Below are 14,307 nucleotides of genomic sequence, written 5' to 3' on the forward strand. Positions count from 1 at the left end.
AATTTGACATCACGGACGTCAAATTTGACATCACGGACGTCAAGTTTGACGTGGCGGACGCCAAATTTGACATCACGGACGTCAAATTTGACATGGTGGACGCCAAATTTGACGTGACGGACGCCAAATTTGACGTGACGGACGCCAAATTTGACGTGACGGACGCCAAATTTGACATGGCGGACGTCAAATTTGGGGTGATTCAAGAATATTGGAACGTGTACAAAGTCATGAGGCTTCGCAAAACTGGAGTGAATTATGCCGAATTTCACGTCACGGACGTGAAATTTCACATCGCCGACGTGAAATTTCACGTTCCGGACGTAAACGTTTACGTTCTTGGTGTGAAATTTCACATCACGGACGTGAAGTTTCACATCGCCGACGTGAAATTTTACGTTCCGGACGTAAACGTTTACGTTATTGATGTGAAATTTCACATCACGGACGTGAAGTTTCACATCGCTGACGTGAAATTTCACGTTCCGGACGTGAAACTTCACGTTTTTCTGAGATGGGACAAGATTTTGTGTAAACTCGAAATGGGTGTTAAGTTCTTAGCTATAATCCAATACAAAAAAGTCCTAGCGGGGTGGCATTCAGCATACGTTAAATCATGAGTAGAGATTCCTACGGAATGACAAGATTGTGGTGACTTTTTGGGTTCGCAATAGAAACTCAAGCGGGGTGACATTCTGCATGCGTCAAATCATCGATAGAGATTTACTTCGTAGAACCACTTCGTTAGGTTTCCTACGGAATGACAAGATTGTGGTGACTTTTGGGTTCGCAATAGAAACTCCGGCGGGGTGACATTCTGCATGCGTTAAATCATGGATAGAGAGATTTACTTCGTAGAACCATTTCGATAGGTTTCCTACGGAATGATAAGATTGTGGCGACTTTTGGGTTCGCAATAAAAACTCCAGCGGGGTGACATTCAGCATACGTGAAATCATGGATAGAGATTCCTACGGAATGACAAGATTGTGGTGACTTTGCGTTGACTTTTTGTTTTTTTTGCCTTTCGTTAGGTTTTCTACGGAATGACAAACTGTGTGTTTAAAAAATCACAGAAGCTTCGCAATCTTGTCATTCCGTAGGAATCCCAGCGGGGTGATATTCAGCATTATGTTAAATCATCGATAGAGATTCCTCCGGAATGACAAGATTGAGGACCTCCGTAACCACCAAGTGTAGCTCGGGTGAGGGATAGAGCTAAGCTACCGAAGTAGCAGCGAAAGCCCGACAGCATCCCGGTAAGAGGGCGTATAAGCGCATGCTGGATTTGCCCTCTTATCGGGATGCTGGCACCCCCTGATGAATGATAAAAACGATGTTTTCAGGAAGGGCTTGTGGGGGTACCAAAAAGGATAGAGGACCAAATTTTGTCTAATCTCAAAATGGATGTTAAGGTCTTAGCTATAATTAAATACAAAAAAATCCCCGCGGGGTGATATTCGATAGCACTACTTTTCGGATTACAAAAATTAGTGGCTTCGTGGCTTCGTGACAAAAAATCTTCCATACCAATTTCTAAATCCTTAATTTCGCTTTTCTAATAAGAAAGAGAAAATGAAGGTCTGTATTGCCGAAAAACCAAGTGTCGCACGAGAAATTGCATCTGTTTTAGGTGCTAATACCAAGCACGATGGCTATTACGAAGGCAATGGGTATGCGGTAACTTATACTTTTGGGCATTTATGTACCTTAAAAGAACCTAACGATTATAAACCGCACTGGAAAAGCTGGGACCTGAATAATCTGCCCATGCTTCCGGAAAAATTTGAAACCAAAGTGGTGGAAAATTCGGGTATCCAAAAGCAATTTAAAATTGTAAAAAGCTTATTCGACAAAGCCACAGTCGTGATCAACTGCGGGGATGCCGGACAAGAAGGAGAACTGATTCAGCGTTGGGTGATGAACGAAGCCCATTACAAAGGCGAAGTGCAGCGTTTGTGGATTTCGTCGCTAACCACTGAAGCTATAAAAGAAGGTTTTGACAACTTAAAACCATCTGCCAACTACGATAATTTATTCTACGCAGGATTTTCAAGAGCCATTGGCGACTGGTTATTGGGTATGAATGCCACGCGTTTGTACACTGTAAAACATGGCGGTTACAAGCAGGTTTTGTCTATCGGGCGCGTGCAAACGCCAACACTGGCCATGGTGGTGGATCGTTTTAAAGAAATTGAAAACTTTAAACCTCAACCCTACTGGGAATTGCAGACTTTGTACAGAGAAACACTTTTTAGTTATGAAGAAGGCCGTTTTCTGAATAAAGAAGATGGTGAACTTCTGGCCCATAAAGTAAAAGAAAGTGAGTTCGAAATTGTTTCGGTTGAAAAAAAGAACGGAAACGAGTTTGCGCCAAAACTGTTTGATTTGACAGGTTTGCAGGTGTATTGCAATACCAAATTTGGATTTTCGGCAGATGAAACGCTTAAAATTGTTCAGACTTTATACGAACAAAAGGTAGTTACCTATCCGAGAGTGGATACGACTTTTTTACCCAACGATATTTATCCGAAAGTTCCCGGGATTCTGGAGAAACTAACTCAATATTCTGAGTTGACGCAGCCTCTTTTAGGGAAAAAAATTAAAAAATCGCCTAAGGTTTTCAACGATAAAAAAGTAACCGATCACCACGCGATTATTCCAACCGGAATTGAAAGTAATCTGCAATACAATCAGCAGCAGGTGTATGATATTATTGTAAAGCGTTTTATTGCTGTTTTTTATGATGATTGTCTGGTGGCCAATACAACAGTAATCGGAAAAGCAGCCGATGTGCTATTTAAAACCACTGGAAAAGAGATTCTGAAAAAAGGTTTTCGGGTAGTTTTTGAAGACCCAAATGCCAAAGAAAAAGAAGCGGATATATTGCCGAGTTTTGTCGTGGGCGAAAAAGGACCGCACGAACCTTCGTTTTTAGAAAAAGAAACCAAACCACCGAATCAGTTTACAGAGGCAACCTTATTACGTGCCATGGAAACCGCTGGAAAACAGGTTGACGATGAAGATTTGCGCGAACTGATGAAAGAAAACGGGATTGGCCGACCTTCTACACGGGCGAATATTATTGAAACCTTGTTTAAGCGTCAGTATATTGTTCGAAATAAAAAGCAGGTTTTGCCTACCCCAACCGGGATTCAGTTGATTGATACGATTCAGAATGAATTGATAAAATCGGCAGAATTGACGGGTTCCTGGGAGAAGCAGCTGAAGGATATCGAAAAAGGAACTTTTACCGCTGGTGCTTTCATTAAAAACATGAAACGTATGGTTGAAGCTTTGGTTACGGAAGTTCGAAGCGAAACCCGACATGCCAATATTTCGCATGCACAAAGTGTTCAGAAAGAAGTGGCTAAAGTCGAGCAAAAGAAAGTTGCCGGAATTCTGGCAGAAGCCTGTCCGAAATGTAAAAAAGGAAATCTGATAAAAGGAAAATCGGCTTACGGCTGCAGCGAATATAAGTCGGGTTGTAATTTTCTGCTGCCTTATACTTTTGCAGAGAAAAAAATATCCGAAAATCAATATTTAAGATTGGTTCAAAAAGGTTCAACGGTAAACATAAAGGGTTTTAAAACGGAGGAAGGAACTGTGGAAGGTTTGCTTCGTTTTGAAGAAGGTTACAAATTAAAATTAGAAACAAAAAAAACAGCTCCAAAGGCAAAATCTGAAGCAGCTTCGGATGCTTTAACATGCCCGAAATGCAAAAAAGGAACTGTTCTAAAAGGCAAAACAGCTTATGGTTGTGGCGATTATAAATTGGGTTGTGATTTTAAAGTAACTTTTGATGAAGTGAGAGCCAAACTAGCTGATCAAAAACCTACTAAGGAATTGGTTTATGCTATTTTGGAGGAGAGCGTTTAGTTTTTTTTGCGAATAATTTGTTTCACGCAGATTTCGCAGATTTAAGCAGATTAAATTTTGATTTACAAAAAAAATCTGCGCACATCTGCTTAAATCTTTTTTAAATCTGCGTGAAACAAAAATCATATTAATCCTCTTATCCCGATAGCTATCGGGAGTGGTAAACAATTTTTTCCTAACTTAGCTATTCAATCTAACTTCTAAAACTCAAAAATGATGTTTCAAAAAACTACTTTTATATTACTTTTACTAGCAATCGTTTCTTGCAAAAAAGCCGAAAACACCGAAAAAGACAAAATAAAAGCCGCTGATTGGCTAATTGGAAACTGGGAAAATAAAAATCCTGATGGGGTGCTTACCGAAAATTGGGAGAAAGTAAACGACAGTACTTTTAGTGCAACTTCCTATTTTATTAAAGCAGAAGACACCATTCACCAGGAAACTATCTCGCTTGCGCAAAAAGGAGAAGAACTAACGTATATCGCTACTGTAAAAGGACAAAATAATGATAAGGCGGTTTCATTTCCAGCAACACTTTCAACCGATAAACAATTGGTTTTTGAAAACCCAAAACACGATTATCCACAGAAAATTACTTATACCAAAGGAGCTAATAATACTTTGACTGCAGAGATTACAGGGAAGTTAGATGGAAAACTGACTACGGAGAGGTTTATTATGACGAAGAAGTAGAAATCTCGCGAAGTCGCAGAGGCGCAAAGTTTTTTTTAAATATATTATTTTGTTTTTGTTTTTGTTTTTCGCCAAGTTGCGAGAAACAAAAATAAAAGCTGTAAAAACTTAGAACCTAAGTAGCTTAGAATCTTAGTGACTTAAAAAAACTACTCGTTCTCCCCTATTTTATTGACCATCAGAATCATCAATCCGCCCAGGAATGCCATTACCAGAAATGCCCATTTCATGCTTAAATATTCAGAGATGAAACCCACCATGGGCGGAACAAGCAAAAATCCTAAATAACCGATAGTTGAAATCGAAGTCAAAGCCGAGCCACTGCTTAATTTTGAAGATCTTCCGGCAATGCTAAAGACTAACGGAACTACACAGGAAACCCCTACTCCAATGAGTACATAACCAAAAATTGTTGGGTAAACAAAAGGAAACAAAAAGCAAATTAAAAATCCGAAAGTGATTAACAACGCACTGTAAAACAGGATATTCTTGATTCCGAATTTCATTACCGCATAATCTCCTAAAAAACGTCCTAATGTAACCGCTGTCATAAAAAACACAAAAGCTGCGGTAGTCAGTTTTGGTGACGCGTGCAATATATTCTGGAAATAGATTCCGCTCCAGTCGTACATCGTGTTTTCGCAAGCCATAGACACAAAACAAATCAGGGCAAACTTAATCAGGTTTTTATCGGGTAAGGAAAAGAACTTCTTTTTCTCTTCCGGCAAAGGTTCTGTATGAATGGAAAGCGGGTAAAAACAAGCCGTAACAGCTAGCATTGCCATACTTATTCCGAGTAAATGATACGATGGTGCAATATGCTGTGTAACCATCACGTACCCCAAACCTGCTCCGGCAAAACCAGCCAGACTCCAAACAGCGTGAAAACGCGTCATAATCGATTTTGGATAGAGTTTCTGTACTTCCAGCGCCTGCGCATTAATGGATAAATTGAAGATATTTCGTGAAGCTCCAAACATCAAAAGTATGATAATCAACTGCCAGACATAACTTGAAAAGCCGGGGAAAGCCAGCATGATATTAAACATTACAGCTCCTAAAAGCATGATATAGCGACTGCTGTATTTGTTTAATAATTTTCCTGTAAAGGGCATGGTAAACATCAAACCAATCGGGAAGGCAAATAAAACGGCTCCAAACTGGGCTTCGCTTAAATGCAATTGTGTCTTGATATCCGGAATTCGGGACGCCCATGATGAATAGCCAAATCCTGAAATAAAGAAAAATACTGTATTGGCTATCCGATATCCTTTTGGTGAATGCTGTATTTTTTTTATGTAGGAAAGAATCATGGAATGGCTTTGAATTTATTTTGATGCAAAATTAAGGTTTTGATCCTGTTTCTTAGTCATTCAACAAACTTAAAATTACTAATTCAGAAATTATTTGTCTAAAACACACTTATAAGCTAGCTAGAACTCCTTTTTTTATAAATTTTAAAAAAAAATCAATCTCTGATTAAACCTTATTATTAATATTTAATCTAAATAAGAGTGCTCAAACAAATATTATGTTTTACATTTGTATTTATTTTTATCAATTCTAAATAATTATATTTTTATAATCTTTAGAAAACCAACCAAAAATCCATTAACAAAGAACCTTTTTATATATACTTTATGAAAAACAGCCTTTTTATTTCCTTTGCATTCGCTGCTATTTTTAGCGTTAATGCCCAACAAAAAAACACTCTTTTAGAAGCCTCTTTTTGGAAAACAGCTCCAAATGAAATTTCGGTAAAAGCTGAAATAGAAAAAGGAAACAGCCCTTCAGAATACAACCAAAACTCTTTTGACCCTGTCGTTTTGGCTATTAATAATGAAGCTCCCAATGCTACCATAAAATTTTTATTGGAACAACCGGGAAATGCAGTCAATAAAAACACACATGATAACCGTATTTATTTGCACTGGGCAGCTTATAAGGGAAATGTAGAAATTGTAGAATATCTTTTAGCAAAAGGTTCAGATATCAATCATGAAGATAGCCACGGAGCCATTCCTATAACTTTTGCAGCAAGCAGCGGTCAAACTAACACGGCTCTTTATGATGCTTTTTTTAAAGCAGGAACTGATCCGAAAAAGAAATACAAAAACGGTGTTAACCTTTTATTACTGGCCATTCCGGCTGATAAAAACTTAACTCTTTCGGACTATTTTGTATCCAAAGGATTATCCCTGAAAGATGTTGACAGTAACGGAAATACTGCTTTTGACTATGCTGCCAGAACAGGTAACATTGCTCTTTTGAAAACACTTGTTCAAAAAGGCGTAAAATATACCGGCAGTTCGCTAATTTTTGCTGCACAGGGTTCACGCCGTGATTCTAACCCTATCGAAGTCTATAAATATTTAGTTGAAGATCTAAAAATAAAGCCTACAGCTACCAGCGCAGAAGGAGAAACAGTACTTCATTTTCTGGTACGCAAGCCTAAGCAAATCGAAATTATCAATTATTTTTTAGCCAAAGGTGTTGATATCAATACAGCAGATAAAGAAGGCAATACCGCTTTGATGAATGCTGCTGGTTCAAGAGAAAAAGAGGTTCTAGAACTGATATTGCCTCTTGTAAAAAACAATAATGCTAAAAACAACAAAGGCGAATCTGCCCTGACTTTTGCTATTACTTCTGGTACGCCTGAAGGTGCTGAACTACTTTTGAATAAAGGAGCTGATGTAAACGTTTTAGATAAAGACGGAAATAATTTAGGCTACTATTTAATACAATCTTACAGACCACAAATGGGTCGTGGCGGCGAAGCTCCTAAACAGGATCCTTTTGCTGCAAAAGCAAAATTACTTCAGGATAAAGGTTTGAATCTGGCTGCTCCTCAAAAAGACGGAAGCACTTTATACCACTTAGCTGTTGTTAAAAATGATTTAACCTTACTAAAAAAATTAGCCGATTTCAACATCGATATCAACGCTCAAAACAAAGATGGTTTAACTGCTTTGCATAAAGCTGCCATGATTTCTAAAGATGATTCGCTACTGAAATACCTCCTGTCCATCGGAGCAAAAAAAGAAATTGCTACTGAGTTTGACGAAAGCGCTTATGCACTTGCAAAAGAAAATGAATCCCTAACCAAAAATCAAGTTTCGATAGAATTTTTAAAATAAAAATATGAAGTCAATTATTAAAATAGCAGCTCTTGGCGCGCTAATGTTTCTTTTATCTTTTCAGGCTACAGCTCAAACGAGTAAATACAAATGTATGCTGCAAATGTCTAACTACATTGGCGAAGGTGCTTATATTGTGGTTTCTCTTGTAAACGCTAAAGGTGAATACGAAAAAACCCTTTATGTAATGGGTGATGATAAAAAATGGTACAGTTCGCTTAAAGAATGGAATAAATTTAACGCTGCAAAAAAAGAAAATATTAGTGCTAAAACCGGCGCTTCGGTAACTGGTGGAGACCGCAGTATTACGACTATCGAAATTGAAGATTCTAAAATCAATAAAGGGTACAAATTACGTTTTGAAACGGCTGTTGAAGATCAAAAATATTTTAATGCTGATGCTGAAATGGCTTTAACCAAAGAAGGAATGGCTGAAAAAGCAGAAGGCAAAGGATATATTCGCTACGTTCGGTTGAGCAAAATTTAAACATCAAACTTTACTATCTGCGAAAATCTTTTAATCTGCCTGATTTTTATGCGGATTTAAAAGATTTTCGCAGATTTATTTTTATAAATTCCAGGCAAGAAAACTTTAATTTGCCTGGAAAATAATTTCCAAAATATAATTATAGCAATGACTCTTTCCTTTTGGCGATATACACACTTAGTTTTAGCATTGTTTTCATCTGTATTTTTACTACTAGCGTCTGTAACTGGTGTAATTCTGGCCGTTGATGCTATTCAGGAAAAAATACCTTCTTACCGAATTGACAACTTTGACAGCATAACTTTAGGAGAGAGCCTGCCTGAACTCCGTAAGACTTACCCTGAAATTACCGAAGTTACTGTCGATTACAATCAGTTTGTAACACTTCAGGGTATTGATCAAAAAGACAATGATGTTCATCATTATATAAATCCAAAAACAGGAGAAATTTTAGGAACTCCAATCAAAAAAAGTGCATTTATTCAATGGATAACGGCTTTTCATCGCTCTCTTTTTCTTAAAGATGCCGGGCGTTTTACGGTTGGTTTTATCTCTTTTCTATTAGTCTTAATTTCGATTTCGGGTTTTGCTTTGATTATCAACAGACAAAGGAGTCTGCGTAATTTCTTTTCTAAAATCGTAAAAGAATATCTCGCACAATATTATCATGTTGTGTTAGGAAGACTGGCTTTGATTCCGATTTTGATTATTGCCCTTACCGGAATGTATCTTACCCTGGAAAAGTTTAATTTTTTCCTTGAAAAAAAAGCGGAAACTGAAATCAAAACTGAAATTGCAGCATCGCAAAAAGGTGCGAATCTGAATATTTTTAAAACTACGCTTCTGGCTGATGTTCAAAAAATTGAATTTCCTTTTTCAGATGACCCTGAAGAATTTTATATCATTAAACTAAAAGACAAAGAAATTGAAGTCAATCAGATAACAGGTGCTGTTGTGAGCGAAAAACATTATCCGATGGCGGTTTTACTGGCCGATTTGAGTCTGGATCTGCATACCGGAAGAACCAATATGGTTTGGGCTTCCGTTTTAGGAATTGCCTCTCTTTGTATTTTATTTTTTATCTATTCTGGTTTTGCAATGACTCTGAAACGCCGATCAAGTCGCATCAAAAACAAATACAAGGCTGAAGAGAGTAATTATATTTTACTTGTTGGTTCTGAAAATGGCAGTTCATTACGATTTGCAAATTCGATTTACAAACAATTAATTACCAATGGTAAAAAAGCATTTCTTGCCGAGCTAAACAATTATACCGTTTATCCTAAAGCCGAACATTTTATCGTATTGGCATCGACACACGGTTTGGGAGATCCGCCATCGAATGCTACCAAATTTATTTCGTTGCTAGAAAAAATCGAACAGCAGCAAAAAATCAAGGTTAGTGTCGTAGGATTTGGATCAAAAGCTTATCCTGATTTTTGTGGTTTTGCTTATGAAATTGATAAATTCATTCAAACCAAAAACTGGTCGGAGCGATTTTTAGAACTACAAACCGTAAATGACAAATCGGCTGCGGAATTTGTAAACTGGGTAAAACTATGGAGTGACAAAACCGAAATTCCGCTTGCCACTACTCCATCTTTGTATAACGATGTTCCTAAAGGTTTACAAAAACTGATGGTACTTGACAAAACAATCCTGTCTGATACTGACCAGACATTTTTACTGACGCTGAGAGCCAATATGAGAACCCAATATACTTCAGGCGATTTATTGGCTATTTATCCTGCCAATGATAATCTGGAGCGGCTTTATTCGATAGGAAAACATAGCGGAAACATTCAATTAGTTGTAAAACTGCATCCTTCTGGATTAGGCTCCGGTTATTTATACCATCTCGCTCCTGGAGATATTATAAAAGCAAGAATCATCAAAAATGAGGCTTTTCATTTTCCTAAAAAAGCGTCAAAAGTTGCCCTGATTTCAAACGGAACGGGCATTGCTCCTTTTCTGGGAATGATCGAGCAAAACAAGAAGAAAACCGAAACCCATTTATATTGCGGTTTTAGGCAGCATACCGAAACTATTTTGGGTTATGAAAAATTTGCTGATGAAATGTCACAAAAAAATTATCTGAATAGTTTTCATATCGCTTTTTCGAAAGAAGCCAATCATTGTTATGTAATGGATTTGATACAACGTGATGCGGCCTTTTTTGCAGCTTTATTACAAAATAATGGCGTAATTATGATTTGTGGTTCATTGGCCATGCAACAAGATGTAGAAAAAGCTCTTGATATAATTTGTCTTGAAAAAATGAATAAAAGTCTGGCGGTTTATAAAGAAAATGCGCAACTATTGACGGATTGTTATTAGTGATCAAGTTCCTAAATTAAAGAAACAAAAAAGTCAGCACAAACTTGTCATTCCCTTAGGAATCTCTATACTTAGCGAATATTAGCGCGTGAGATTCCTACGGGATGACAAGTTTGTGGTCAGTTTATGGTTATTCTATTGCGTTTAATTTTAATTATTTATGAAAACTAAAAATATATTTCTTCCAAAATATTTTCTTTTTCTTCTTGTACTGATGTGTAGCTTTTCAAGTCAAAGTCAAGTCTTACGAAAAAGAGCTACTTTGCTTATGGGTGGTCGTTTTGACATTAGTATTGTGGATAAAGACTCACTTTCGGCTGAACAGGACATTAATGAAGTAATTGCCGAAATCAGCCGAATAGAAAATCTAATTTCAGACTGGAAGCCGGATTCTCAAGTTTCAGAAGTCAATCAAAATGCGGGAATTCGTCCTGTAAAAGTAGATCGTGAAGTTTTTGAACTGACGCAGAAAGCCATTCGTTTTTCTGAAATAACCAACGGTGCTTTTGATATTAGCTTTGCAGCTATGGACCGAATCTGGAAATTTGACGGCTCGATGACCGAGATGCCTTCGGCGGAAGCCATAAAAAAATCGGTAGCAAAAGTGGGTTATAAAAACATTATTCTGGATAGTACTCAATCGACTATTTTCCTGAAGTTAAAAGGAATGAAAATTGGATTTGGCGCTTTAGGCGAAGGTTACGCAACCGATAAATGCCGCAAAATGATGCTTGAAAAAGGAGTACAATCCGGAATTGTAAATGCGTCCGGCGATATGAGTACCTGGGGAAAACAGCCTAACGGAAAAGATTGGAACATTGGTATTACAAATCCGTTTGATACCGATAAAATGGTAGAAATCGTTCCGGTAAACAATGGTGCGGTAACGACTTCAGGTAATTATGAAAAATTCGTGGTTTTTGATGGAAAACGGTATTCACACATTATAAATCCAGCGACTGGTTATCCTTCTACGGGTTTATGCAGTGTAACTGTTTTTGGTCCCAGTGCCGAAATGGCAAACGGTTTCAGTACTTCATTAATGGTTTTAGGGAAAAAGGAAGGTTTAAAATTATTACAAAATTATCCGGATTATAGCTGTATTATGATTACAGATAGTGGCAAAATCATTAAATCAGGAAATTTTAAATTGAAATAACACTTGTTTTAATTCTATTTAGAAAAAAAATCATCAAAATATTGATTTGTAAGAGGCTTCACCAGTACGTGGAGCCTTTTTATTTTATCTAAATCACTTTAAAACAAAGATTTAAAATATTTTATCAATATTTAATCTAAATAAGGTTTGTTAAACAAATATTAAATTTTACATTTGTACCTATTTTTATCAAGTCTAAATAATAACCCATTCATTTTATATTATGAATTGTCTGAATTACTACAAAAAATTCATCCTAACGGTAAGCTTCTTTATGCTTTCGGTTGTTGGTTTTGCTCAACAAGGCGGAACTATTAAAGGAAATATACAAACCAGCGATGATAAAGCTGCTGAAGGAGTTTCTGTTTCTGTAAAAGGAACAAACAAAACTACAATTGCGGACAACAATGGAGTATTTGAACTTACAAATGTACCTGCTGGATCGCAAACTTTAGTGGTTACATTGGTAGGCTATGAAGATCTTCTTGAAGAAATTGCAGTTAATCCCGGAGAAGTTACAAATGTAGATTTGAAACTTACTTTGTCAAATACTGAGCTGAACCAAGTTGTAGTTTTAAGTAATAAAAGCGCTTCTAAAACCAACCGAATTTCATCATCGCTTCGTTTACAATCTGCGATTATCGAAATCCCGCAAAACATTCAGGTTGTTACTGCAAAACTGATGCAGGATCAGCAAATTTTTGATATGCTTGAAGGTGCTACCAGAAACGTAAGTGGTGTTACAAGAGTAGAACATTGGGACAATTACGCTAACATTTTTATGAGAGGTAGCCGTGTAAATCCTTTTAGAAATGGTATGAATGTAAGTACAACCTGGGGCCCCTTGACCGAAGACATGAGTATGGTAGAGCGTATTGAGTTCGTAAAAGGACCTGCTGGATTTATGTTGTCAAACGGAAACGCAAGCGGATTGTATAATGTGGTAACAAAAAAACCAAGCGGACGCAACAAAGGTGAAGCTACTCTTACATTAGGAAGTTATGATTTGTACAGAGCTGCTATTGATTTGGATGGTAAATTATCAAAAGATGGTAAATTATTATATCGTGTAAACGTAATGGGACAAGCCAAAGGCAGTCACCGTCAATTTGATTACAATAATCGCTACTCTATCGCACCCGTATTAAAATATCTGGTGGATGACAATACAGCTATTACACTAGAATATACACATCAGTTTTCGCAAGTAAACATGATTGGAACAAATTATGCTTTTTCTAAAAAAGGCTATGCTGATTTGCCAAGAAACTTTACTACTGGTGAAGGTAATTTTGACCCAACAAACATGAATGATAAAAGTCTTCTTCTTATTTTAGATCACAAAATAAGCAATAACTGGAAATTTACAGGACAAGCTGCTTACTTTAATTATACTCAGGTAGGTATGTCTATGTGGCCTGATGGTATTTCGGGTGCAGATCAGAACATTATGGCAAGACGTGTTTATATCTCAGAAGATTATGCCATCGCTAAAACAGGACAATTTTTTGTAAATGGAGAAGAAAAAACAGGGATTGTGAATCACAAAATATTGGCAGGAATCGATTTGAGTGATAAAATTAATTATTATGACTGGGTTCAAAGTGCTTTGCTTACTGATCTTGATATCTACAATCCTGTTTACGGAAGTATGAATTCTAGCAATATGCCTGTGTTTGACAGAAGTGTTGACATTAAAGTAAGAGGACTTCAATATAAAAATGCTTACAATGCGTTTTATGTACAGGACGAACTTGGTTTTCTTGATAATGCTCTTCGTTTAACAGTAGCCGGTAGATATACAACTTTAAAAACAGCGAATGTTTATAGTGGTGATTTCGAAGATAGTAAATTTACACCTCGTTTAGGATTGAGCTGGTCAATCAACCAAAATACTTCTGTTTATGCTTTAAGAGACGAATCATTTAATGAAAATTACGGATTAGACTGGCAAAAAAAATCTTTTGATCCATTAACTGGAACCAATTATGAATTAGGTTTCAAAAAAGATTGGATGGACGGAAAATGGAATTCAACATTTGCAGTATATCAAATTAAAAACAATAACGTACTTACTGCTGACTTGGATCCAACTCACTATGAGGATGGTATTATACCTGCAAACCCATTTAACAAACAAAACGGACAAACAAAAGTGGAAGGTTTTGAAGCAGATATTAGAGGAGAAATTTTTAAAAACCTTGACGTAGTAATCAATTACGCATTTACCGAAGGAAAAACTACAAAAGATACTAATCCTGCAATGGTAGGTAGTCAACTATCAGGAACTTCAAAACATGTTCAGAATACCTGGTTAAATTATAAAATAGATAATGGTGCTTTGAATGGTATTGGGCTTTCTTTAGGATACCAATATCAGGCAGACAGAAAACCATGGTTTGCCTCTAACGACGAAACACAATTACCGGATTATTTCCGTTTGGATGGTGGGATAACATACACTAAAAACAAAATGACCTATAATCTTCTTGTAAACAACATCTTAGACGAATATTTATACTCAGGAGGATATTATGACTACAATCAAACGTATTACTGGCAAACAGAACCTGGAACAAATGTTCGTTTCTCTGTTAGCTACAAATTCTAAA

The 14,307-nt window shown here is 36.7% G+C and carries 9 protein-coding genes; 8 read left to right on the forward strand and 1 reads right to left on the reverse strand.

The window, feature by feature from the left end:
- The 3 genes from GON26_RS19075 to GON26_RS19085 all read left to right on the forward strand — a co-directional run.
- On the forward strand, positions 1–620 hold a 620-nt coding region (locus GON26_RS19075), incomplete at its 5' end, for a hypothetical protein (protein WP_160376369.1).
- 955 nt (positions 621–1,575) lie between these two features.
- Positions 1,576–3,879, forward strand: a complete 2,304-nt coding sequence (locus GON26_RS19080; protein WP_160376370.1) for a type IA DNA topoisomerase — start codon at positions 1,576–1,578, stop codon at positions 3,877–3,879.
- A 213-nt stretch (positions 3,880–4,092) separates the two neighbouring features.
- Positions 4,093–4,572, forward strand: coding sequence for a DUF6265 family protein (locus GON26_RS19085; protein ID WP_317164717.1), 480 nt, complete (start codon positions 4,093–4,095; stop codon positions 4,570–4,572).
- Between the two features lie 149 nt (positions 4,573–4,721).
- Here the strand turns inward: GON26_RS19085 and GON26_RS19090 are convergent, their stop codons facing one another.
- Positions 4,722–5,885, reverse strand: coding sequence for an MFS transporter (locus GON26_RS19090; protein ID WP_160376371.1), 1,164 nt, complete (start codon positions 5,883–5,885; stop codon positions 4,722–4,724).
- Positions 5,886–6,212: 327 nt separating this feature from the next.
- On the opposite strand from GON26_RS19090, the gene GON26_RS19095 reads away from it, so the two are divergent.
- From GON26_RS19095 to GON26_RS19115, 5 genes are all read left to right on the forward strand, one after another.
- Positions 6,213–7,712: an ankyrin repeat domain-containing protein gene (locus GON26_RS19095; RefSeq protein ID WP_160376372.1), complete on the forward strand. Its 1,500-nt coding sequence runs from the start codon at positions 6,213–6,215 to the stop codon at positions 7,710–7,712.
- A 4-nt stretch (positions 7,713–7,716) separates the two neighbouring features.
- A complete protein-coding gene (locus GON26_RS19100; protein WP_160376373.1) occupies positions 7,717–8,199 on the forward strand; it encodes a DUF2271 domain-containing protein in 483 nt (160 codons plus the stop codon).
- 147 nt (positions 8,200–8,346) lie between these two features.
- Positions 8,347–10,536, forward strand: coding sequence for a PepSY domain-containing protein (locus GON26_RS19105; RefSeq protein ID WP_160376374.1), 2,190 nt, complete (start codon positions 8,347–8,349; stop codon positions 10,534–10,536).
- A 160-nt stretch (positions 10,537–10,696) separates the two neighbouring features.
- Positions 10,697–11,695: an FAD:protein FMN transferase gene (locus GON26_RS19110; RefSeq protein ID WP_160376375.1), complete on the forward strand. Its 999-nt coding sequence runs from the start codon at positions 10,697–10,699 to the stop codon at positions 11,693–11,695.
- Positions 11,696–11,918: 223 nt separating this feature from the next.
- On the forward strand, positions 11,919–14,306 hold the full coding sequence (locus GON26_RS19115) for a TonB-dependent receptor (protein WP_160376376.1): 2,388 nt from the start codon (positions 11,919–11,921) through the stop codon (positions 14,304–14,306).
- Position 14,307 lies beyond the last annotated feature (1 nt).

It is taken from the genome of Flavobacterium hydrocarbonoxydans, from assembly GCF_009789235.1.
GTDB classification, from domain to species: Bacteria; Bacteroidota; Bacteroidia; order Flavobacteriales; family Flavobacteriaceae; genus Flavobacterium; species Flavobacterium hydrocarbonoxydans.

What these genes read in the sequence shown, in the direction of transcription:
- GON26_RS19115 (WP_160376376.1), top strand. Translation starts at nt 11,919, where the DNA reads ATGAATTGTCTGAATTACTACAAAAAATTCATCCTAACGGTAAGCTTC.
- GON26_RS19110 (WP_160376375.1), top strand. Translation starts at nt 10,697, where the DNA reads ATGAAAACTAAAAATATATTTCTTCCAAAATATTTTCTTTTTCTTCTT.
- GON26_RS19105 (WP_160376374.1), top strand. Translation starts at nt 8,347, where the DNA reads ATGACTCTTTCCTTTTGGCGATATACACACTTAGTTTTAGCATTGTTT.
- GON26_RS19100 (WP_160376373.1), top strand. Translation starts at nt 7,717, where the DNA reads ATGAAGTCAATTATTAAAATAGCAGCTCTTGGCGCGCTAATGTTTCTT.
- GON26_RS19090 (WP_160376371.1), bottom strand. Translation starts at nt 5,885, where the DNA reads ATGATTCTTTCCTACATAAAAAAAATACAGCATTCACCAAAAGGATAT.
- GON26_RS19085 (WP_317164717.1), top strand. Translation starts at nt 4,093, where the DNA reads ATGATGTTTCAAAAAACTACTTTTATATTACTTTTACTAGCAATCGTT.
- GON26_RS19080 (WP_160376370.1), top strand. Translation starts at nt 1,576, where the DNA reads ATGAAGGTCTGTATTGCCGAAAAACCAAGTGTCGCACGAGAAATTGCA.
- GON26_RS19095 (WP_160376372.1), top strand. Translation starts at nt 6,213, where the DNA reads ATGAAAAACAGCCTTTTTATTTCCTTTGCATTCGCTGCTATTTTTAGC.